Source organism: Pseudarthrobacter sp. NPDC080039 (genome assembly GCF_040702335.1).
Classification (GTDB): domain Bacteria; phylum Actinomycetota; class Actinomycetes; order Actinomycetales; family Micrococcaceae; genus Arthrobacter; species Arthrobacter enclensis_A.
In genome coordinates, this window is sequence record NZ_JBFBKY010000021.1 from 1 (window position 1) to 21,103 (window position 21,103).

Annotated in this window: 18 protein-coding genes, 1 tRNA gene and 1 pseudogene; 2 read left to right on the forward strand and 18 right to left on the reverse strand. The window is 65.7% G+C overall.

Annotation, left to right across the window (positions count from 1 at the left end; translation table 11 throughout):
- Positions 1-32: 32 nt before the first annotated feature.
- From AB0313_RS17445 to AB0313_RS17470, 6 genes and pseudogenes are all read right to left on the reverse strand, one after another.
- Entirely contained in the window at positions 33-356 is a 324-nt protein-coding gene (locus AB0313_RS17445; RefSeq protein WP_366307106.1) for a hypothetical protein, read from the reverse strand.
- Positions 357-619: 263 nt separating this feature from the next.
- Positions 620-1,375: an HNH endonuclease family protein gene (locus tag AB0313_RS17450; protein WP_366307108.1), complete on the reverse strand. Its 756-nt coding sequence runs from the start codon at positions 1,373-1,375 to the stop codon at positions 620-622.
- Positions 1,376-1,475: 100 nt separating this feature from the next.
- Entirely contained in the window at positions 1,476-1,748 is a 273-nt protein-coding gene (locus AB0313_RS17455) for a hypothetical protein (RefSeq protein WP_366307110.1), read from the reverse strand.
- Positions 1,749-1,848: 100 nt separating this feature from the next.
- On the reverse strand, positions 1,849-2,091 hold the full coding sequence (locus tag AB0313_RS17460) for a tyrosine-type recombinase/integrase (protein ID WP_366307112.1): 243 nt from the start codon (positions 2,089-2,091) through the stop codon (positions 1,849-1,851).
- A gap of 49 nt (positions 2,092-2,140) precedes the next feature.
- Positions 2,141-3,037 (reverse strand): annotated as a pseudogene (locus tag AB0313_RS17465) (site-specific integrase); the annotation flags it as partial.
- 33 nt (positions 3,038-3,070) lie between these two features.
- A tRNA-Leu gene (locus AB0313_RS17470) sits at positions 3,071-3,152 on the reverse strand.
- Positions 3,153-3,356: 204 nt separating this feature from the next.
- Between AB0313_RS17470 and AB0313_RS17475 the strand changes: the two genes are divergently transcribed.
- The gene (locus AB0313_RS17475) at positions 3,357-3,962 is read left to right on the forward strand and encodes a response regulator (protein ID WP_141940978.1); all 606 of its coding nucleotides are present in this window, start codon (positions 3,357-3,359) and stop codon (positions 3,960-3,962) included.
- A gap of 131 nt (positions 3,963-4,093) precedes the next feature.
- On the opposite strand, the gene pyk is transcribed toward AB0313_RS17475, so the two are convergent.
- From pyk to hisI, 11 genes are all read right to left on the reverse strand, one after another.
- On the reverse strand, positions 4,094-5,596 hold the full coding sequence (pyk, locus tag AB0313_RS17480) for a pyruvate kinase (protein WP_307308939.1): 1,503 nt from the start codon (positions 5,594-5,596) through the stop codon (positions 4,094-4,096).
- Between the two features lie 76 nt (positions 5,597-5,672).
- Positions 5,673-7,130 carry a glutamate synthase subunit beta gene (locus tag AB0313_RS17485; RefSeq protein WP_141940976.1) on the reverse strand — a complete coding sequence of 486 codons (1,458 nt, stop codon included), beginning with the start codon at positions 7,128-7,130 and terminating at the stop codon, positions 5,673-5,675.
- Positions 7,123-11,736, reverse strand: a complete 4,614-nt coding sequence (gltB, locus tag AB0313_RS17490) for a glutamate synthase large subunit (RefSeq protein ID WP_366307115.1) — start codon at positions 11,734-11,736, stop codon at positions 7,123-7,125. The genes AB0313_RS17485 and gltB overlap by 8 nt, the downstream gene beginning before the upstream one ends.
- Before the next feature lie 261 nt (positions 11,737-11,997).
- Entirely contained in the window at positions 11,998-13,164 is a 1,167-nt protein-coding gene (gene lgt, locus AB0313_RS17495; RefSeq protein WP_366307117.1) for a prolipoprotein diacylglyceryl transferase, read from the reverse strand.
- 3 nt (positions 13,165-13,167) lie between these two features.
- Entirely contained in the window at positions 13,168-14,001 is an 834-nt protein-coding gene (gene trpA / locus AB0313_RS17500) for a tryptophan synthase subunit alpha (protein WP_141946268.1), read from the reverse strand.
- Positions 14,002-14,012: 11 nt separating this feature from the next.
- Positions 14,013-15,332 carry a tryptophan synthase subunit beta gene (gene trpB / locus AB0313_RS17505; RefSeq protein WP_141940973.1) on the reverse strand — a complete coding sequence of 440 codons (1,320 nt, stop codon included), beginning with the start codon at positions 15,330-15,332 and terminating at the stop codon, positions 14,013-14,015.
- Positions 15,333-15,457: 125 nt separating this feature from the next.
- Entirely contained in the window at positions 15,458-16,279 is an 822-nt protein-coding gene (gene trpC / locus AB0313_RS17510) for an indole-3-glycerol phosphate synthase TrpC (protein WP_141940972.1), read from the reverse strand.
- Positions 16,279-16,566, reverse strand: coding sequence for an HGxxPAAW family protein (locus AB0313_RS17515; protein ID WP_056333411.1), 288 nt, complete (start codon positions 16,564-16,566; stop codon positions 16,279-16,281). Before AB0313_RS17515 ends, trpC begins: the two co-directional genes overlap by 1 nt.
- 105 nt (positions 16,567-16,671) lie before the next feature.
- A complete protein-coding gene (locus AB0313_RS17520) occupies positions 16,672-17,346 on the reverse strand; it encodes a Trp biosynthesis-associated membrane protein (protein WP_366307120.1) in 675 nt (224 codons plus the stop codon).
- Complete coding sequence (locus AB0313_RS17525) at positions 17,346-18,908, reverse strand: anthranilate synthase component I (RefSeq protein WP_366307122.1); 1,563 nt, start codon at positions 18,906-18,908, stop codon at positions 17,346-17,348. Before AB0313_RS17525 ends, AB0313_RS17520 begins: the two co-directional genes overlap by 1 nt.
- A gap of 109 nt (positions 18,909-19,017) precedes the next feature.
- Positions 19,018-19,494, reverse strand: coding sequence for a phosphoribosyl-AMP cyclohydrolase (hisI, locus tag AB0313_RS17530; RefSeq protein ID WP_307308958.1), 477 nt, complete (start codon positions 19,492-19,494; stop codon positions 19,018-19,020).
- A gap of 112 nt (positions 19,495-19,606) precedes the next feature.
- Here hisI and AB0313_RS17535 point away from each other — a divergent pair, with 112 nt between their 5' ends.
- Positions 19,607-20,251: a TIGR03085 family metal-binding protein gene (locus tag AB0313_RS17535; RefSeq protein WP_366307124.1), complete on the forward strand. Its 645-nt coding sequence runs from the start codon at positions 19,607-19,609 to the stop codon at positions 20,249-20,251.
- A 75-nt stretch (positions 20,252-20,326) separates the two neighbouring features.
- On the opposite strand, the gene hisF is transcribed toward AB0313_RS17535, so the two are convergent.
- Positions 20,327-21,103, reverse strand: coding sequence for an imidazole glycerol phosphate synthase subunit HisF (hisF, locus tag AB0313_RS17540; RefSeq protein WP_366307126.1), 777 nt, complete (start codon positions 21,101-21,103; stop codon positions 20,327-20,329).

Consider the following 21,103-nt stretch of genomic DNA (forward strand, 5'->3'; position numbering starts at 1 on the left):
TGGGCAGATCTGTTGGCCATCACCGGGCAGTTTTACTGGCCACCAGCGGGCACATTAACTGGCCGCCCGTGGGCAGAAATTAATGGCCATTGACAGCAGTCAGGAAATTCGGGCATTTGATTCTCCTTCATCTTGGCGCGCAACGCGGCCCGCTGGTCCTCAATGATCCTGAGCCATGCAATGTGTTCATCCGGCGTGCCGATCATCATCTTTTCGATGGCAGCTACTTCTTCTTCTGTGAAGCTCACTTCTAGCCCGTCGCGGGTGTGAGGCCATGACTGTAGTTCGCGGAATGCGTCGCTGCGGCTGACGCCAAGGCGTGCGGCTACGTCAGACAGCGTGAAGCTCTTGCTCATTATGTCCCCCATGGGAAATTGTGTTGGTGCAGCGGGTAGAGACCAATCGAATCCCGTTGCTGTGATTATGGCAGGGCGGTTAGGCTGCGACCGCTTGCTGTGACTTCACAATAAATGCACTAGAGATGTTCTTCCCGGCAAGCATAAGAAGCTTGTAGATCTTGGGTTACTACCCAGCCGTATCGAAAATGTGTTGCTTGTGACTTTGACCCGACCGAGGCAAAGAAACGCCCACGCTGGTGGTCGCATCATGACTTACATGGCTACTGGCAATTCTTCAGAATGCCAGCGATAGCGTCGTGCTCGGCCTGCGTGACCCAGAGACTGTATTTCGTCTTGACTGCTGTTTGCCGCTTCACATATTCGCACCGGAACGCTTTGTTCGGAGGAAGCCACGTGGCGGCATCCTTGTCGCCTTTGGCGCTGTTGGTTGGTCCGTCGGCAGCCATGAGGTTCAGCGGGTCGTTTGCGAGCTCCGTGCGCTGATCTGCACTCAGCTGCTGGGCACCTTTCTGCCACGCATCACTAAGCGGAACGATGTGGTCGATCTGGATGTCCGAGCTGGTGTCCTGGCCGCGGACAAAGTTGATGATTGTCCCCGTGTACTTGTCCGCCAGTGCGCCTGTCGCGACGACGCAGTTGTTGGTGCCGGGCTTGAACGTCTCCCCGGTGAGATCGCGAGCGAGAATGTCATTGCGGGTGTCGCAGCCGTTGTGGTCCGTATCGGCCCAGGCGGGTCCGAACTCATCGCGGGTATAGCCAGTCTTCGGCGCTCGGCCCTTGACCGGGATACTCTCAAGCTGGACGAGAGCCTGGGCCGCTTCACGGGCAGAGCTACCGCCCGACGACTGACTCGGAGAGGTACTTGGAGCGGTTCCGATGCCCTCAATGGCATGGGCGGCAGCGCCACAGCCGGCAAGCGGGCCAACCAGCAAGAGGGCGGCAGCGGCTGTCAGGGCTGGGGCAATCGAGCGGATGATTTGAACGGCCCTTCCGTGTCGATGCGAGTTGCTCCACAATAACTTCGGCTAGAGCGTTCAATCGTTAAGAGGACATGTCGTGCCCGCCACACCGGAGAAAGTGTAAGAACCGAACCTAAGAAGCGCGTGGCAGGCCGAATCAGTTCACTGTGGCCAGGCGGACCTTGGAACGGGTCCCTATGAGCCGCTGCTTGGTCAGTGGTTGCTCAGGCGATTGCTTGGACTCCGCACCATCGGGAAGGATCTCACTCAATCTCGCAATTTCCCGGATGTGTTCTGACGTAAAGATGATCTTTCCCTTGCCCCAGCAGACGTGAGGGAACCGTCCGCTGGTCGCGCCGTCACGCAGCCAAGACTCGGTGCAGCGCATCAGCGCCGCTGCCTCGGCTGGCTCAAAAAATTCGATATCCACGGCGTCTCCCAGGAATAGGTGCACGTTTCTCAGTTCATGCACCCGGTAGGACTCGCCAACATGACCGAATTCCGTAGTCGGCGGCGCCGATTCCCTGGAGTTACAGCCGCTGGAACGCTGCCACGGACCGCTCGGTGGCGTCAGCACCCGCCTGCAGCGCCTCAGGCATTAAGTGCCCGTAAACCTGCTCGGTAGTCTTCGTGGAGGCATGCCCCAGCCGGCGCGAGATGGTGAACAGTGGCACGCCGTCCTGGATCAGCCAGGACGCGTGCGTGTGGCGAAGGTCGTGGATCCGTGGGTTCTTGGTCAGGCCGTTTGCCTGGGCGGCGCGAACGGCAGGCACCCAATAGTCGGCCCAGTACAGCTTGTGTACGATCCGGCCCCCCCGTGGGCGTCGTAAACACCAGGTCCTTTGCTGGTCTGCTTGCCACCAGCGGGATCAGCAGCTCCACAAGCGCCGGGTTCAGCCCGATGGTCCGCTTGCCAGCACCGGTCTTGGTCGCGCCCACGTAGAACTGGTTCTGCCCATCCCGCTTCCAAGCCTTGTTGATACGAGCAGTAGGCGGCTTGGAGAGGAGGTCCACGTCCGCCACGGTCAACGCAGTGGCTTCTCCAAAGCGGGTCCCGGTCATAACCAGGAAGTCCGTAAACGCCCTGTAGCGCTCCCCCATCCCCTCCATGATCAGCCTGTACTCGGCATGCGTCAGGAACATGGCCTCGTCTTCAGCCTTCTCAATATTCGGCAGCTGCACCCCACGACAGGGATTGCGGCTAATGTAGCCGAGCATCTCAGCAGTGTTCATCGAAGCCGAAATCAGGCCATGGATGTTATGGATCGTCTTGGGCGCCTTGCCTTTAGCCATCATCGACTTCACCCAGTGCGCGATGACGCGATAGTCGAGCTTGTCCACGGGAACGTGACCGATGACTGGCCTGATGTGGAGTTCCAGCATTGTCTGGTACGTCTTGACCGTTCCGCTAGATGGGCGAACCAGCAGATCGATGTGTTCCTGGATGACTTCGGCCACAGTAGGCGGTCGTTTCTCATTGGTCAGGATGGCGTGCTGAGCAATCTCGAAGGACTGCCCGTTGGCGTCCAACAGCCGCTTTAGAGTTTCCGCCTCGGTAAGAGTGGCTACTGTGAGGCCTTGGGCGCTCTTGGTCTTCTTATCCCGCCAGCGAACCATGTAGGACTTGGAACCGTCCTTTTTGGTGCGGGTACTGATGCTGGCCACACACAAAACGGTACGCTCGTGTACACACTTTGGCGGATTTTGTACACGCACCATCCCTAAACAGGCCCCTGACCTGCGGAAACACTGTGCCCGAGGTGGGACTCGAACCCACACACCTTTCGATACCGCATTTTGAGTGCGGCGCGTCTGCCAATTCCGCCACTCGGGCGCGGAATACGGGAAGCAAGACGGTACGCCCACAGCTGACTGTGAGCAACGCGATCGCTTCACGTACGCGGAATTACTCTACATGCAGATAGGCTGAATTCCAGAATCGCGCCGCCGTCGCCGCAAACGAACCCCTGCAAGCCAAGTACAGCCGCGGTGGCACCTAAGATAGTGATGTCCCGCCGTACCTTTTCAAGGAGATCCCGTGACTGAACAGACGGAGTCCAAGCCCACGTCCCAGCCGGCGCGCCGCGTCATTGTGGCTGAAGATGAAACCCTCATCCGCCTCGACATCATCGAGATCCTGCGCGGTGAAGGCTACGACGTCGTGGGCGAGGCGGACAACGGCGAGAAGGCCGTCCAGCTTGCCGAAGAACTGAAGCCGGACCTGGTCCTCATGGACGTCAAGATGCCCGTCATGGACGGCATTTCGGCCGCCGAAAAGATCGTCAAGGCCCGCATCGCCCCCGTGGTGCTGCTGACCGCCTTCAGCCAGAAGGAACTGGTGGAGCGCGCCCGCGACGCCGGCGCCATGGCCTACGTGGTCAAGCCGTTCACGCCTGCCGATCTCATCCCCGCGCTGGAAATCGCACTTTCACGCCACGAGGAAATCAAGGCCCTTGAGGGCGAAGTTTCGGACCTGCAGGAGCAGTTCGCCACCCGCAAGCTCGTTGAGCGCGCCAAGAGCCTGCTGACCACCAAGATGGGCCTGACGGAGCCGGAAGCGTTCCGCTGGATCCAGAAGACGTCCATGGACCGCCGCCTCAGCATGCGCGAGGTCGCCGAAACCATCATCAACCAGGTCAACTAGCACGCCGGGCCGGGCCGGATCGATTACGACGACGGCCCGGCACCAAAGCAGGAACCGTCACAAAAGACAACGGTCACCGCAGCAAAAAGGACCCCCGCCAAAAGGCAGGGGTCCTTTTCGTTGCCCGAAGACTAGGCCTGGACCTGGTTCTTCTTCTTCTTTTCCGGCCAGGGGCCGAGCTTTTCCTTGTTGCTGGTAACTTCTCCACCGCGGGTCGAGTCGGCGAGGTCGCCCACCTTGTGCACCTTCAGCGAGTTTGTGGAACCGGCCTTTCCGGGAGGGGAACCGGCGGCGATGACCACCAGGTCACCGTCCTCCACCAGGCCCATTTCCTCCAGGCTGCGGTCCACCTGCGCGGTCATGGCGTCGGTGTGGTCCACCATCTGCACCAGCACCGGCTGGATGCCCCAGGTGAGGGCCATCTGGTTCCAGACCTGCTCCACCGGGGTGAATGCGAAGACCGGCTTGATGGGCCGCAGGCGGGACAGACGGCGGGCCGAGTCGCCGGACTGCGTGAACGCACAGATGTACTTGGCGTCCAGCTGGTCGGCGATTTCGACGGCGGCACGCGTGATGGCGCCACCACGGGTCCTGGGCTTGGTCCCCAGCGGGGGGACGCGCTCCAGGCCGTGGACCTCGGTGGACTCGATGATCCGGGCCATGGTCTTCACGGTCTCGATCGGGTACTTGCCCACACTCGTCTCACCGGACAGCATAACGGCGTCGGCACCGTCCAGGACGGCGTTGGCGCAGTCGGACGCCTCTGCACGGGTCGGGCGCGGGTTGTCGATCATGGACTCCAGCACCTGGGTGGCCACGATGACCGGCTTCGCCCAGCGGCGCGCCAGCTCGATGGCGCGCTTCTGCACGATCGGCACTTCCTCCAGCGGAAGCTCCACTCCCAGGTCGCCACGCGCCACCATGATGGCATCGAAGGCGTCGATGATCTCGGGCAGCTGCTCAACGGCCTGCGGCTTCTCGATCTTGGCGATGACCGGCACGCGGCGGCCTTCTTCGTCCATGATCTCGTGCACGCGGGTGATGTCGGACGCGTCGCGAACGAAGGACAGCGCCACCAGATCCACACCGCGGCGCATAGCCCAGCGAAGGTCGTCCTCATCCTTTTCGCTCAGGGCGGGAACATTCACGGCCACGCCGGGAAGGTTGATGCCCTTGTTGTTGGACACCATGCCGCCGACGGTCACCTCGGCGACGACCTTCACGTCGTCTACCTCAATGGCGCGCAAGGCCACCTTGCCGTCGTCGATCAGGAGGGCATCGCCCACCTTGACGTCCTCGGTGAGGCTCTTCAGGGTGGTGGAGCAGATCTCCTGCGTACCGGGGACGTCCTCGGTGGTGATGGTGAAGATGTCACCGACGGCCAGGGCGTGCGGACCATCAACGAAACGGCCCAGCCGGATCTTGGGACCCTGCAGGTCGGCCATGATCGCCACGGCCTTGCCCAGGTCGGAGGCCGCCTTGCGGACGTTCTCGTAGGTGTTGTCATGCACGGTGTAGTCGCCGTGGCTCATGTTCATGCGGGCGACGTCAACGCCGGCTTCCAGCACCGCGAGGGTGTTTTCGTAGCTGGCAATTGCCGGGCCGAACGTAGCCACAATTTTTGCGCGTCTCATATACCTACCCTATTGGTCTCTTGCATTGGTTAAGTTGTCGGCGAGGTGAACCCTCGGTGCATCCCCGGGTCAGCGGCTAGAGGACGGCGATGGCGCGGTCCGTCGGCGCGACGGGCGCGGGAAGGATGGTGCTTCCCATGAGGTACTTGTCCACGGCGGCAGCGGCTGCGCGGCCCTCGGCGATGGCCCACACGATCAGGGACTGTCCACGGCCGGCGTCACCGGCAACGAACACGCCTTCGGTGTTGGTCATGTAGTAACCGTCGCGTGCAACGTTGCCGCGGCCGTCGAACTCTGCGTGGACCTGCTCGGCGATCCCGGCGGGTTCGGCGCCCGTGAAACCAAGGGACAGGAACACCAGGTCCGCGGGGATAATCCGCTCGGTGCCGGCCTTGGGCAGGCGTTTGCCGTCCACGAATTCGGTCTCGGCCACCTTGACGCCGGTCAGCTTGCCGTTTTCGCCAACAAACTCGACGGTGGAGGCGAGGTAGGTGCGTTCGCCGCCTTCCTCGTGGGCGCTGGCCACCTCGAACAGGGTGGGGAACGTCGGCCACGGCTGGTGGCTGGCACGCTCCGACGGCGGCTGCTTGCCGATGGCGAGGGTGGTGACCGATGCAGCGCCGTGCCGGTGGGCGGTGCCCAGGCAGTCGGCACCGGTGTCGCCGCCGCCCAGGATCACCACGTGCTTGCCGTGGGCGTTGATCTGGTTCTCGATGGTCTCGCCGGCAACGGCGCGGTTGGCGGGCACCAGGTAGTCCATGGCGAAGTGGATGCCGTCGAGGTCCCGGCCCGGAATAGGCAGGTCCCGCGGTACGGTGGCACCGGTGGCGATCACGACGGCGTCGTACCGGCGGCGCAGCTGCTCCCAGGTCACGTCCGAGCCAACGGCGACGCCGGTCCGGAAGCGGGTGCCTTCCGCCTTCATCTGCTCGACGCGGCGGTCCACCTGCTCCTTTTCCATCTTGAAGTCGGGGATGCCGTAGCGCAGCAGGCCGCCGATCTTGTCGTCCCGCTCGTAGACGGCAACGGTGTGTCCAACGCGGGTGAGCTGCTGGGCCACGGCCAGTCCTGCGGGGCCGGATCCGACGACGGCAACGGTCTTGCCGGTGAGGCGTGCGGGCGGCAGCGGGCTGACCCAGCCGTTGTCCCAGGCCTCATCGATGATCGAGACTTCCACCTGCTTGATGGTGACGGCGGGCTGGTTGATCCCCAGCACGCAGGACGCCTCGCAGGGTGCCGGGCACAGCCGGCCGGTGAACTCGGGGAAGTTGTTCGTGGCGTGCAGGCGCTCGATCGCTTCCTCGCCCTTGTCCCGCCACATGAGGTCGTTCCACTCGGGAATGAGGTTGCCCAGCGGGCAACCCTGGTGGCAGAACGGGATGCCGCAGTCCATGCAGCGCCCGGCCTGCGCCTTCAGCGTGCCCTTTTCCTGCGCCTCGTAGACTTCCTTCCAGTCCATGATGCGGACGGGAACGGGACGGCGCGGCTGGGTTTCACGCTGGCGTACTTTCAGAAATCCGCGTGGATCAGCCACCGGTCACCTCCAGGATTCGAGACCATACTTCTTCGCCGTCGGGGTCAAGGCCCTCTTCGATGGCGTCGAGACGGGTTTGCAGCACGGCCGCGTAGTCGCGCGGCAGCACCTTGGTGATGCGGGCGGCGGTGTCATCGAAGTTCTCGAGGAGGCGCGCCGCCAGCTGGGAGTCAGTTTCTTCCACGTGCTTGACCAGCAGGCCGTGGACGATGTCGCGGTCCTCGGCGTCCAGCTCGCGGAGCTGGAGTTCGCCGGACTGCAGGGCTTCCTTGTTGACCTTGGCAGTGTCCAGGTCAAGGACGTAGGCGGTGCCGCCGGACATGCCCGCACCGAAGTTGCGCCCGGTGCGGCCGATGATCAGCGTCTGGCCGCCGGTCATGTACTCGCAGCCGTGGTCGCCGATGCCTTCGGCGACGGCGGTGGCACCGGAGTTGCGGACCAGGAAGCGTTCGCCCACCTGGCCCCGCAGGAACATCTCGCCGCTGGTGGCGCCGTAGCCGATCACGTTGCCGGCGATGACATTGGTTTCCGCTTTGAAGACGTTGGTACGGTCCGGGCGGACAATGATCCGGCCGCCGGAGAGGCCCTTGCCCACATAGTCGTTCGAGTCGCCGTACAGCCGCAGGGTGATGCCCGCCGGCAGGAAGGCGCCCAGCGACTGGCCGGCGGTGCCGTTCAGGGTGATGTCGATCGTGTCCGTCGCCAGGACGTCGGTGCCAAAGGTCTTGGTGACGACGTGGCCCAGCATGGTCCCCACTGAACGGTCGGTGTTGATGACGTCCACGGTGATCTTCACCGGGCTGCGGTCGGTCAGCGCTTCGGTGGCCATGGTGATCAGCCGCTGGTCGAAGTGCTTGTCCAGCTCGTGGTTCTGCCCGGTCATGTTCCGCAGCGGCGCGTCGTCGTCGAACTCCAGGCCGTGCAGGATCGGGTCCAGGTCCAGGCCGTCGGCCTTCCAGTGGTCGATCGCCTCCCGGGTGTCCAGGACCTCGGCGTGGCCAATGGCTTCCTCAAGGCTGCGGAAGCCAAGCTCGGCCAGGATCTCCCGGACTTCCTCGGCGAGGAATTCGAAGAAGTTGACCACGAACTCGGGCTTGCCGCTGAAGCGTGCACGCAGCTCGGGGTTCTGGGTGGCGACGCCTACCGGGCAGGTGTCGAGGTGGCAGACGCGCATCATGATGCAGCCTTCCACCACCAGCGGTGCGGTGGCGAAGCCGAACTCCTCACCGCCCAGCAGCGCTGCGATGACAACGTCGCGGCCGGTCTTGAGCTGGCCGTCCACCTGGACCACCACGCGGTCGCGGAGGCCGTTGAGCATCAGGGTCTGCTGCGTCTCTGCGAGGCCAAGCTCCCACGGAACACCGGCGTGCTTGAGCGAGTTCAGCGGCGAGGCGCCGGTGCCGCCGTCGTGTCCGGAGACAAGTACGACGTCGGCCTTCGCCTTGGTCACGCCGGACGCCACGGTGCCGATCCCGACTTCGGAGACAAGCTTCACGTGCACCCGCGCCGAGGGGTTGGCGCGCTTGGCATCGTAGATGAGCTGCGCGAGGTCCTCGATGGAGTAGATGTCGTGGTGCGGCGGCGGGGAAATGAGGCCCACGCCGGGGGTTGAATGCCGCGTGCGGGCCACCCACGGGTAGACCTTCTGCGCCATCAGCTGGCCGCCTTCGCCGGGCTTGGCACCCTGCGCCATCTTGATCTGGATGTCGTCGGCGTTGGTCAGGTACAGGCTGGTCACGCCGAACCGGCCGGACGCGATCTGCTTGACCGCGGAGCGGCGCTTCGGATCCAGGAGGCGGTCCACGTCCTCGCCGCCTTCACCGGTGTTGGATTTGCCGCCCAGCTGGTTCATGGCGATGGCCAGCGTCTCGTGGGCCTCCTGGGAGATGGAGCCGTAGCTCATGGCCCCGGTGGAGAACCGCTTGACGATGCTGGAGACCGGCTCCACTTCCTCAAGGGGCACGGAGGGGCGGTCGTTCTTGAACTTGAGCAGGCCGCGGAGGGTCATCAGGTTGGTGGACTGGTCGTCCACGCCCCTGGTGTAGGCCTTGAAGATGTCGTAGCGGCGTTCGCGGGTGGCGTGCTGCAGCCGGAAGACGGTCTCCGGGTTGAAGAGGTGCGGCTCGCCGTCCCGCCGCCACTGGTACTCGCCGCCGCCCAGCAGGGGCCGGTGCGGCTGCTCGATGCCGCCGTCGGGGTAGGCCATCTGGTGGCGCGCGGAAACCTCGGCTGCGATGACATCCAGCCCCACGCCGCCCAGCTGGGAGTGTGTGCCGGCGAAGAACTCGTCCACCAGTTCCTGTCCGAGGCCCAGGGCCTCGAACGTCTGGGCGCCGGTGTAGGAGGCAACCGTGGAGATGCCCATCTTGGACATGATCTTCAGGACTCCCTTGCCGAGGCCCTTGATCAGGTTGTAGACGCCGTCCTGCGGGGTGACCCCGGTGACGTCGCCTGCGGCAATGAGCTGTTCCACGGATTCCATGGCGAGGTATGGGTTGACTGCGGATGCTCCGTAGCCGATCAGGACGGCAACGTGGTGCGTCTCGCGGACGTCCCCGGCCTCCACCACCAGGGCGGTCTTGGTGCGGTTGGCACTGCGCAGCAGGTGGTGGTGCACGGCGCTGACCAGCAGCAGGGACGGGATGGGCGCCCACTGTGCATTGGAGTCACGGTCGGAGAGCACGATGTACTGCACTCCGCGGTTGATGGCGCCCGAAACCTGCTCGCAGATCTCCGTGAGCCGGGCACGCAGCGCGTTCTCGCCGCCTTCTGGGCGGTAAAGGCCGCGGACCTTCATGGCCACGCGGTTGCCGTCGGCATCCTCGATGTTGGCGATCTTGGCCAGCTGGTCGTTGTTGATCACCGGGAACGGCAGCTGGACCTGCGGCTGGCGCACCTGCTTGGTGTCCAGCAGGTTGCCGTTGGGCCCGATGGCGCACGTCAGGGACGTGACCAGCTCTTCGCGGATGGCATCCAGCGGCGGGTTGGTGACCTGCGCGAAGGACTGCACGAAGTAGTCAAAGAGCAAGCGGGGGCGCTTGGACAGCACGGCCACCGGAGTGTCCGAGCCCATGGCGCCGAGGGGCTCGGCGCCGGTGCGGGCCATGGGGCCCAGCAGGATCTTCAGTTCCTCGGTGGTGTAGCCGAAGGTGCGCTGGCGGATGTTCACGGACGCGGCCGTGTGCACCACGTGCTCGCGCTCGGGCAGCTCGTTGAGGTCGATCAGGTTGTCCTTGACCCACTCGGCCCACGGGTTGGCCGCGGCCACTTCGGCCTTGACTTCTTCGTCATCGATAATGCGGCCGGCCTCGGTGTCCACCAGGAACATCTTGCCCGGGGACACGCGGCCCTTCTTGACCACCTTGGAGGGCTCGACGTCGATCACGCCGACTTCTGAGGCGAAGACGATCAGGCCGTCCTCGGTGATCCAGAAGCGGCCGGGGCGCAGGCCGTTGCGGTCCAGGGTGGCACCAACGAGGTTTCCGTCGGTGAAGGAAACGGCGGCGGGGCCGTCCCATGGTTCCATCAGCAGCGAGTGGTACTCGTAGAAAGCGCGGCGTGCCGGATCCATGGTGGCGTGGTTTTCCCAGGCCTCCGGGATCATCATCATGATCGAGTGCGTGATGGGGCGCCCGGACAGCCAGAGGAGCTCCGCTACCTCGTCGAAGGATGCGGAGTCGGAGGCACCGGGGGTGCAGATGGGGTACAGCTCTTCCGGCGAGTCGCCCAGCAGCGGGTTGGCGAGCTGGGACTGCCGGGCGCGCATCCAGTTCCGGTTGCCCTTGACGGTGTTGATTTCACCGTTGTGGGCAATGGTCCGGAACGGCTGCGCCAGCGGCCACGACGGGAAGGTGTTGGTGGAGAAGCGCGAGTGCACGATCGCAAGCTTGGTCTTGAACCGCTTGTCGGAGAGGTCCGGGTAGAACGGCTCCAGCTGGGCGGTGGTGAGCATGCCCTTGTAGACGATGGTGCGGGAGGACAGCGACGGGAAGTAGACGCCGAACTTGTTCTGGGCGCGCTTGCGGATGCGCCAGGCACGGGAGTCCAGTTCGTTGCGGTCCAGTTCCCCACCATCAGCGGCGGCGAGGAACGGCTGTGAGAAGTAGGGCATGCAGGCACGCGCCATAGCGCCAACGAGGTCGGCGACCACGGGCACTTCGCGCCAACCGAGGACCTTGAGTCCTTCGTCGGCGGCCAGGCCCTCGATTCCGGCTTTGGCAGCAGCGGCCTCGCGCTGCTCGGCAGGAAGGAATGCGGTGCCGGCAACGTACTGGCCGGGAGCCGGCAGCTCAAACTCGGTGACGGCACGGAAGAACTCGTCGGGGATCTGCATGAGGAGGCCGGCACCGTCACCGGTGCCTTCGTCAGCGCCCACGGCGCCGCGATGCTCAAGGTTGCGCAGCGCGGTCAGTGCGGCGTCGACGATGTCATACCCGGGCTCACCGCGCAGGGTGGCGATGATCGCCAGGCCGCAGGCGTCCTTCTCCTGCTCCGGGTTGTACAGCCCGGCAGCCTCCGGCATGGCGGCAAAGCGCTTGAACGGCGACATTGCAGCCTCAGGCTGATCCGGTTCGGACCAGCTGGGAGTGTTAAGAGTTTGGGTCATGGGAGACGTCCTTCCTCCTGATCGTGCGTATGGAAGGGACACCGTTGGCCCCACTCGTCGGCGCCGTTGCAGGGGCACAACAAAGTGTTGATTACTGGAAATTGTAGGTCAGCGCGGCCTGCTGAACTAACGGTTACGCAGGCCCCTGCCCGGGGCACCACCGGACAGCAGCTTCACGCTGTCAAGAGAATGCCCCATGCCACGACGTTGTGGTTTCGGGCCCTTCGAGCGGTGGCTCTGCTGCCCTGCGTGGCCGGCGTCCTACTTGCCGGTGCCGGCCTCCGGCGCGGGTCCGGTGGCTGTGCTGCCGGAGTGTCCGGCAGCCGTTGCATCCGGTCCGGGCTTGGCGCCCGCCGGTGCAGCCTCGGCCTCTTCCGTGGGGTCGGAAGCGTGCCTGGAACCGCTGTGGTTATCAGGGAGATTACCACGCGAACCACTATCTGAGACAACAGTGTCCGGACCACGGACATTTGTGACTGACCCAGGATCCGGGACCCTGGCGGGCTCGGCGTCCGGCTCATGGCTTGGGAGGTAGACGCTGTCCGGTTCCGGGCGTCCTTTGAAGCCCAACAGGATGAACGCGGCCAGGGCGGCCAGGAACACGAAGATACTGGTCCACACGTTCAGCCTGGTGGTGACCCCGAAGAGGCTGATCTGCTCCGCATCGTCGATGCGCAGCAGTTCGATCCAGACGCGGCCGAGGGTGTAGTACATGGCGTACAGCCAGAAGAGGCGGCTGCGGCGGAAGTGGAAGCGCCGGTCCAGGGCGAGCAGTACAAGCACGCCCGCGAGGTTCCACAGCGATTCGTAGAGGAACGTGGGGTGGAACAGGGTGTCCGCAGGCATGCCCGCGGGGAAGTTGGGGTTGTTGGGGTCGATCTGCAGGCCCCAGGGGAGGGTGGTGGGACCGCCGAAGAGTTCCTGGTTGAAGTAGTTGCCCCACCGGCCGATGGCCTGGGCGAGGAGCAAGCCGGGAGCCGCGGCGTCAACAAAGGCGCTCAGCTTGACGCCGCTGCGGCGGCAGCCTATCCAGGCACCGATGGCACCGAGGACGACGGCGCCCCAGATTCCCAGCCCGCCCCGCTGGATCTGCGGGATCAGGGAGAGGTCACCGGTGCCGTCGAAGTTGGGACCGAAGTAGGCGTCCGGTGAGGACACGACGTGGTACAGCCGGCCGCCGATGATGCCGAAGGGGATCGCCCAGATGACGATGTCCCAGACACTGCCTTCAGGGGCGCCGCGTTTGGCCCAGCGGACGGAGGTCAGCCACAGGCCGACGACGATTCCCGCCAGGATGCACAGGGCATAGGCGTGGATCCGCAGGTTGCCCCACGGCAGGGGGATGTCGAACCCGGACCAGCCCGGGCTGGGGATGCTGGCTGGTACCAAAGCGGGTGACAGGGCGGCCGCCTGAAGGAGTGCCTGCATGGCTTACGCCCCGGCTTCCTGCGTGGAGCCGGTTTCCCTGGTGAGCCCGGTGCTGAGGTCCTTGGTGAGGCTGGCGACGGCATCCACGCCGCCGTCGCCCAGCGCCTTGACGAGGGCGGTGCCCACAATGACGCCTTCCGCGTAGGCAGCGATTTCGCGGACCTGCCCGGCGTTGGATACGCCCAGGCCAACGCAGACGCGCTCCGCACCGGCACCGTGCGCTGCGGAGACTACATCCTTGGCGGCAGAGCTCACCGAGGAGCGGGCGCCCGTGACACCCATGATGGAGACGGCGTAGACGAAGCCACGGCTTGCATCCACGGTGCGCTGCATGCGTTCGGGAGTGGAGGACGGTGCCACGAGGAACACCCGGTCCAGGCCGTACTTGTCCGAGGCTTCCATCCACTCGCCGGCCTCATCGGGGATGAGGTCCGGGGTGATGAGCCCGGCTCCCCCGGCCCCGGCCAGCCTGCGCGAGAACTCGTCCACGCCCATGCGGACCACCGGGTTCCAGTAGGTCATGACCAGGACGGCTGCATCGGTCTGGCTGGTGATGCCGGCAACAACGTCGAAAACCTGGCTGACATGGAAGCCCTTGGCCAGCGCCTCGGTGGTGGCGGCCTGGATGACCTGCCCGTCCATCACAGGGTCCGAATAAGGAATGCCGATTTCGATCAGGTCCGCGCCGTTCCGGGCAGCCGCGATGCCGGCCGCAATGGAATCCTCGACGCTGGGGTACCCGGCGGGCAGGTAGGCGATGAGGGCGGCGCGCCCCTGGGACCGGGCCCGGTCGATCGCCGCTGCCGCCTTGCTGGCCGTCTCTGCGTGGCCGGCCATCTCTGCGCTGCTCACAGCTGCTCCCCCTCTTTGCCGATCTCGGATTCGGCGGAATTCTTGTCCAACAGGTCAAACCATTCGGCTGCGGTGGCCACATCCTTGTCGCCGCGCCCGGAAAGGTTCACGATGATGATCTTTTCGCCGGCCGAGGCCGCGTCCTCAGCGGCGAACCGCTGCCCCACCTTGATGGCTCCGGCCAGGGCGTGGGAGGACTCGATCGCCGGGATGATGCCCTCGGTGCGGCACAGGAGGCGGAACGCGTCCATGGCCTCGCTGTCCGTGATGGGCTCGTAGCTGACCCGTCCGATGTCGGACAGGTAGGAGTGCTCGGGGCCCACCCCGGGGTAGTCCAGGCCGGCGGAGATGGAGTGCGACTCGATGGTCTGCCCGTCGTCGTCCTGCATCAGGTAGGAGCGCGCGCCGTGAAGGACGCCCGGCTTGCCCAGCGTGATGGTGGCAGCGTGCCGGCCGGTCTCCACCCCATCGCCGCCGGCTTCGAAGCCGAAAAGCTTGACGGAAGGGTCGTCCAGGAACCCGTGGAAGATGCCGATGGCGTTGGAGCCTCCGCCGATGCAGGCGCAGACGGCGTCCGGCAGGCGGCCTTCCTGTTCCAGGATCTGGGCGCGGGCTTCTTCACCGATGACCTCATGGAAGTACCGGACCATGGCGGGGAACGGGTGGGCGCCGGCGGCGGTGCCCAGCAGATAGTGGGTAGTGGAAACATTGGCCACCCAGTCACGGAGGGCGTCATTGATGGCGTCCTTGAGGGTCTGCGATCCGCTGGTGACGGGGATGACCTTGGCGCCCAGCAGTTCCATCCGGGCGACATTCAGAGCCTGGCGGCGGCAGTCCTCCGCGCCCATGTACACCACGCATTCCAGGCCCATGAGGGCGGCAGCGGTGGCGCTGGCGACGCCGTGCTGGCCGGCGCCGGTCTCGGCAATGATGCGGGTCTTGCCCATGCGCTTGGCAAGCAGCGCCTGGCCCAGGACGTTGTTGATCTTGTGCGACCCGGTGTGGTTCAGGTCCTCACGCTTCAGGAATATCCGTGCTCCCCCGGCATGCTGGGAGAACCGCTTGGCCTCGGTCAGCAGCGACGGGCGGCCCGAGTAGTTCTTGTTCAGGTCCGCGATCTGCGCCCGGAACCCGGGATCGTCCTTGGCCTTGTTGAATGTTTCTTCAAGTTCGTCCAGGGCGGCAATGAGCGACTCAGGCATCCATCGGCCGCCGTAGTTGCCGAAGTACGGCCCCGGGGCGTGGCGGAGGGATCCGCCCTGCAGGAATGCTTCCGCGGTGTTGTTGTCAGCGTTTCCTGAGGGTGCTTGAGCCATCAGTCCTGTCCTGTTCGAAGTTGGCGGTCAAAAAGTGCTGTTCCGGCACAGGGCCGGAACGGTAGGCGTGCCCTGCGGGGCCAGCGTGCCGCTGCCCCTGCCGGAAGCCGGATGGTGCGGTGGTGTCAGCTGCGCGCAGCGATCGCGGCGGCGCCGGCGGCCGTGAACTCAGCGATGCGCTCCCGTGGCGTGGCGTGGCTTACCAGGGCCTCGCCCACCAGTATGGCGTTGGCGCCGCTTGCGGCGTAATGCGTGACGTCGTCGGCGTCGCGGACGCCCGACTCGGCTACTACGACCGCCTCGGCCGGGATCAGTCCCGCCAGCGAGGCAAAGACGGAACGGTCGACGTCGAGCGTCTTGAGGTTGCGGACGTTGACGCCGATGATCCGGGCGTTGGCCGCGACAGCCCGTTCGATCTCGTCCTCGGTGTGCGTCTCCACCAGCACGTTCATGCCGAGTTCCCGGCTGAGCGCGCTGAAGTCGGAAAGCTGCGTGTCCGACAGTGCGGCCACGATGAGCAGGATGAGGTCGGCGCCGTGGGCACGGGCTTCCCAGATCTGGTACTCATCGAGCGTGAAGTCCTTGCGCAGCAGCGGGACGTCCACGGCGGCGCGCACGGCGTCGAGGTCCGCCAGGGACCCGCTGAACCGGCGCTGTTCTGTGAGGACGCTGATGACGGAAGCACCGCCGTCGGCGTACTGCCTGGCGAGCGAGGCAGGATCGCCGATGCTGGCGAGATCGCCCTTGGAGGGGCTGCGGCGCTTGATTTCGGCGATGACCTTCAGCTGTTCCCGGGTTGGCGAGGTGCCGCCGAGGGCCGCCCAGGCGTCACGGGCAGGTGCCGCGGCCTGGGCCAGGTCCTTCAGCTCAGCCAGCGAAACGAGCCGCTTCCTGGCCTCCATATCCTCCCTGACACCGGCGTTGATGTCGTCGAGAACAGTCGCCATCAGTGGCCGGAGTTCTTCAGCTTGCTGCCTTCGACTCCGTAGCCTGCCTTGCGCATGACATAACCGAGGATCAGGCCGATGACCATCACCACGGCACCGCCGATGAAGATGGGGGTGCTGGCGATGACGAAGGCGATGGCTGCGATGAGTGCGCCTACGAGCATGACAATGACGCAGGTCCAGGCGGCCGGGCTGTTGCCGTGGCCCAGTTCCTGGCTGTGGTCAATGGCGCCGGGGGCAACCGTGCGGGTGCCTGACTTGGAAACGGACGCAGGTGCTTTGCTCATGGAAAATCTCCTCAGGATGGATACTGCTTACATTCTGCCATTTTTTGGCTGCCACCCGCGTACCGCCGGACCCGGCGCCCGTAGCGGCGCTGGTGGCCGTTGGCCCTACGTGGGGTCCTCACCGCGGGAAAGCCGGTCCCAGCTGTCGATCTCGTCCATGGGGCCGGAGGCTGCAGCGGTCCCCGCCACCGCGGGTGCGTCGTATTTGGTGCGCGTCTTCCAGTAGCGGGACGCCGGCAGGAGCAGCAGTGCGGCCAGGGCCAGGAGGCAGCCTGCGACGACGGCGAGGACCGGGAAGGCGGTGACCTCGATGTGCGCCTGGCTGCCGGAGACGCCGGTGGCGCCTGCGATGGTTCCCTGGGCGGCTGCGAGGGGATCGGCCAGGACGGCTGCCGCGGCCGTGACCACACCGGCTGAAGCAACGATGATGATGGCCGTGATGACCCAGCGGGCGATTTTGCCCGCGATGGCCGCGGCAAGGCCGCCGGCCAGGGCCACGAGGGCCAGTGCCGTTACCGTGGTGGCGGCTTTGCTTCCCTGCACCGGGATGCCGCTTTGAGCTGCTGCCTGGCCCATCTGGTTGGGGTCCAGGGTGGCGGTCAGCCAGGTCTGGGTGGTGGTTCCGAACGCGGCAAGCGCCAGGAGGGTGATCAGCAGCACCAGGTTGGACTTGCGTGCCCACACCGGTGTGGAACCCTTGGCCGGACGGCCCGCTTTGGCTGCCTTACCGGCCTTCCCCGCCGTCTTCGGGCGGCCTGCGGCTGCTTCCGGGCCCGACATCAGGACTCCGTCCCGCCGGGGAGGGATTCCGCGGAGATGTTGTGCAATGATCCGGCAGTGTGGACGGCGCGCAGCGGGGCGGCCGCTTTGTTCACGGTCTCCAGGGCCTCGGTGGGATTCACGGAGTCGGCCACGATGCCGCCGCCGGCCTGGACGTACGCGCGCCCCTCGCGAATCAGGGCGGAGCGGATGGCGATTGCCATGTCCATGTCTCCGGCGAAATCGAGGTAGCCCACCACGCCGCCGTAGATGCCGCGGCGGTGCGGTTCCAGCTCATCGAGGAGCCGCAGGGCGCGCGGCTTGGGCGCGCCGGAAAGGGTGCCGGCCGGGAATGTGGCCTTCAGGACGTCATACGCCTTCGCCTGTGGTGCCAGTTGGCCCACCACCGTGGACACCAGGTGCATGATGTGGCTGAAACGCTCCACCTCCATGAACTGGGTGACGTCCACGGTGCCTGCCACGCAGACTTTGGAGAGGTCGTTGCGTGACAGGTCCACCAGCATCAGGTGCTCTGCGCGTTCCTTCTGGTCCGCCAGGAGTTCCTCGGCGAGGGCCTTGTCGGCTTCCACCGTCTTTCCACGGGGGCGGGAGCCGGCGATGGGGTGCGTGATGACTTCCTGCCCCGTGACCGTCACCAGCGCTTCCGGCGAGGACCCGACAATTGAGTACTCCCGGCCCTCGGCGTCTGCGAGGCTGAAGATGTACATGTAGGGGCTGGGGTTGGTGTTGCGCAGGACACGATAGACGTCCAGCGGGGAGGCCTTGCACTCCATTTCGAACCGGCGCGAGATAACCACCTGGAAGACTTCGCCATCCACGATGGCTTCCTTGCCGCGGTCGAGGGCGGCCAGGTACTCCGCCTCGTCCCAGCGTTCCTGCACGCTCGATGCGAAGTCCAGGGCGGCAGGTGCCAGCACGGAGACCGGCTGCACCACGGGGGCGCTGATCCTGGCCAGGAGTTCCTTCACGCGGGTCACGGCATCGTGCCAGGCCTCATCAACCCGCTCCGAGCTGTTGTCGAAGTTGATGGCGTTGGCGATCAGCAGGACGGTGCCGTCCACGTTGTCATGCACGGCCATGTCGGTGACCAGGTTCAGGGCCATTTCCGGCAGCTGGAGATCGTCCTCGGGAGGGCTGACCAGCCGCTCCCAGTGCCGGACGGTTTCCCAGCCCAGGAAGCCCACCAGGCCGGAGGTGAAGGGAGGCAGCCCGTCGAACCGGTCGGTGCGCAGGGCGTCGATGGTGTCGCGGATGGCGTCCACGGGGCTGCCGCTGACCGGCACGCCGGCGGGCGGTTCACCCAGCCAGTGCGCATCGCCGTCCTTGGTGGTCAGGGTGGCGCGGGACCTGGCGCCGATGAAGGAGTAGCGGGACCAGGCGCCGCCCACCGCGGCTGATTCCATGAGGAACGTGCCTGGCTGGCCCTGGGCCAGCTTCCGGTACAGGCCGATGGGGGTTTCGGCGTCGGCCAGGACCTTGAGCCTGACGGGAATGACGCGGCTGTGGCCGGCGAGTTCCCGGAATTCCTCGAGGCTTGGGCTGATGGTTCCGAGGTCCTGCATGGCTATGCTTGTCCGCCTGTTCTTCGGAAGGCCCGGCAATGCCGGCGCCTTGGGTGTGCTTGCTGGGTGGCCCCGGCCTGGCATGGGCCGCCGGGGCAGCGGGCTCGGCTTAGCCTGCCTGGCCTGCCACCACGTCCAGGCCCCTGCCGTCGAAGCAGGTCCGGGTGCCTGTGTGGCAGGCGGCACCCACCTGGTCGACGCGCACCAGCAGTGCGTCGCCGTCGCAGTCCATGGCCACCGATTTGACCCACTGGACGTGCCCCGAGGTGTCGCCCTTGCGCCAGTACTCCTGGCGGGAGCGGGAGTAGAAGGTGACCCGGCCGGTGGTCATGGTGCGGTGGAGGGCCTCGTCATCCATCCACCCGAGCATCAGGACTTCGTTGGTGTCATACTGCTGCACCACCGCGGCCACCAGGCCTGCGGCGTCGCGCTTGAGGGCCGCCGCCAGCTTCTCGGGAAGGGGGCTGGCCGGCACGGATGCCGCCGGGGACGGCACCGCGGAATCAAGGGACGACGACGGCACGGACTGCGCGGGTGCGGACACCGTGGATCCTGCGGTGTGGACGGGGGTTGGCTGCTCAGACATCGGGTCAAGTCTAGTGCCTCTGTGGGGCCTGTCTCCTGTTGTGAACAACGGCACGCCACCGGCCCCTCCGATGCTGCCCAACTCGACAGCTCTCGTGCTAGTTTCACAAGTGATGCATTTCGTCGAACCGTCCCGAGAAGTCCTGGCCGAAACCCTGCTTGCGGCCGGCCCTGATGCGCCCACGCTGTGCAAGGGCTGGCGCACCAGGGACCTTGCCGCGCATCTGTACCTGCGCGAGCGGAAAGCCGCCGTCGGGCTCGGCCTGATCATCAAGCGCCTGGCCAAGGCATCGGACCAGGCCACCGCGAAGCTGGCGGCCAAACTCACCAGCAACGAGGACTACGCCCGGCTGGTGAACACCTTCCGCGCCGGGCCGCCGGCGCTCTCGCCGATGAGCATCAAAGCCCTGGACGAAAGCGCCAATCTGATCGAGTACTTCGTGCACACCGAGGACGTCCGCCGCGCCGTGGACAGATGGGCCCCCAGGGCCCTGGACGAGGCCTACTCCGATGCGCTCTGGGACGAACTGGTCAAGCGCGCCGCCATCCTGTACCGCGGCGTTGACCTGGGCATCGTCCTCGTCCGCCCGTCCGGCCCGCGGCACGTGGCCAAGCGCGCCCCTGTTTCGGTGGCGATCGTCGGCGAGCCGGGCGAACTGCTGATGCACGCCCATGGCCGCACCCGCCATGCCCTGGTCACCTTCGAAGGCCAACCCGACGCCGTCGCACTCCTCCAGTCAGCCGAAGTAGGGCTTTAGTCCCCACCCGCCCCCTAACCTCGCAAGCTCGGCCAGGGAACCCGGCGGGCGTGGGCCCAGCAGGTCAGTTGAGGGTCAGCGGACTTCGAAGCCGGCCTCGCGGATGGCGTCCTTGACCTGGTGCATCATGTTGTCCGGTCCCCAGTGGAAGATGGACGCGGCGAGGACGGCGTCCGCACCTGCAGCGACGGCCGGCGGGAAGTGGGAGGGCTCCCCCGCACCGCCGGAGGCGATGATGGGAACCCTGACGGCCGCCCGGACCAGTTTAATGAGTTCGAGGTCGAAGCCGTCCTTGGTGCCGTCGGCGTCGATGGAGTTGAGCAGGATCTCCCCCACCCCGCGGTCAGCCGCTTCCCTGGCCCATTCGATGGCGTCGATGCCCGTGCCGGTGCGGCCGCCGTGGGTGGTCACTTCAAACCCCGACGGCGTGGGCTGGGATCCAGGGCGGGTACGGCGGGCGTCCAGGGACAGCACGAGGACCTGGGATCCGAAGTGCCTGGTGATCTCGTCGATCACGCCAGGCCGTGCCACGGCGGCGGTGTTGATGGAGGCCTTGTCGGCGCCGTAGCGCAGGAGCTTGTCCACCTCGGCCACGCCACGGACACCGCCGCCGACTGTGAGCGGGATGAAGACTTCCTCGGCGGTTCGGCGGACCACGTCGAACGTGGTCTCGCGGTTACCCGACGACGCGGTGACGTCCAGGAACGTCAGTTCGTCGGCGCCGGCGTTGTCGTACCGGTGGGCGAGTTCCACGGGGTCTCCGGCATCCCGGAGACCCTCGAAGTTGACGCCCTTCACGACGCGTCCGGCGTCGACGTCGAGGCAGGGAATGACGCGTACTGCTACTGCCAT

Coding starts and splice junctions, on each gene's coding strand:
- AB0313_RS17445 (WP_366307106.1), bottom strand. CDS start 356: ATGAGCAAGAGCTTCACGCTGTCTGACGTAGCCGCACGCCTTGGCGTC.
- pyk (WP_307308939.1), bottom strand. CDS start 5,596: ATGAGACGCGCAAAAATTGTGGCTACGTTCGGCCCGGCAATTGCCAGC.
- gltB (WP_366307115.1), bottom strand. CDS start 11,736: ATGACCCAAACTCTTAACACTCCCAGCTGGTCCGAACCGGATCAGCCT.
- lgt (WP_366307117.1), bottom strand. CDS start 13,164: ATGCAGGCACTCCTTCAGGCGGCCGCCCTGTCACCCGCTTTGGTACCA.
- trpA (WP_141946268.1), bottom strand. CDS start 14,001: ATGGCCGGCCACGCAGAGACGGCCAGCAAGGCGGCAGCGGCGATCGAC.
- trpB (WP_141940973.1), bottom strand. CDS start 15,332: ATGGCTCAAGCACCCTCAGGAAACGCTGACAACAACACCGCGGAAGCA.
- trpC (WP_141940972.1), bottom strand. CDS start 16,279: ATGGCGACTGTTCTCGACGACATCAACGCCGGTGTCAGGGAGGATATG.
- AB0313_RS17515 (WP_056333411.1), bottom strand. CDS start 16,566: ATGAGCAAAGCACCTGCGTCCGTTTCCAAGTCAGGCACCCGCACGGTT.
- AB0313_RS17520 (WP_366307120.1), bottom strand. CDS start 17,346: ATGTCGGGCCCGGAAGCAGCCGCAGGCCGCCCGAAGACGGCGGGGAAG.
- AB0313_RS17525 (WP_366307122.1), bottom strand. CDS start 18,908: ATGCAGGACCTCGGAACCATCAGCCCAAGCCTCGAGGAATTCCGGGAA.
- hisI (WP_307308958.1), bottom strand. CDS start 19,494: ATGTCTGAGCAGCCAACCCCCGTCCACACCGCAGGATCCACGGTGTCC.
- AB0313_RS17535 (WP_366307124.1), top strand. CDS start 19,607: ATGCATTTCGTCGAACCGTCCCGAGAAGTCCTGGCCGAAACCCTGCTT.
- hisF (WP_366307126.1), bottom strand. CDS start 21,103: ATGGCAGTAGCAGTACGCGTCATTCCCTGCCTCGACGTCGACGCCGGA.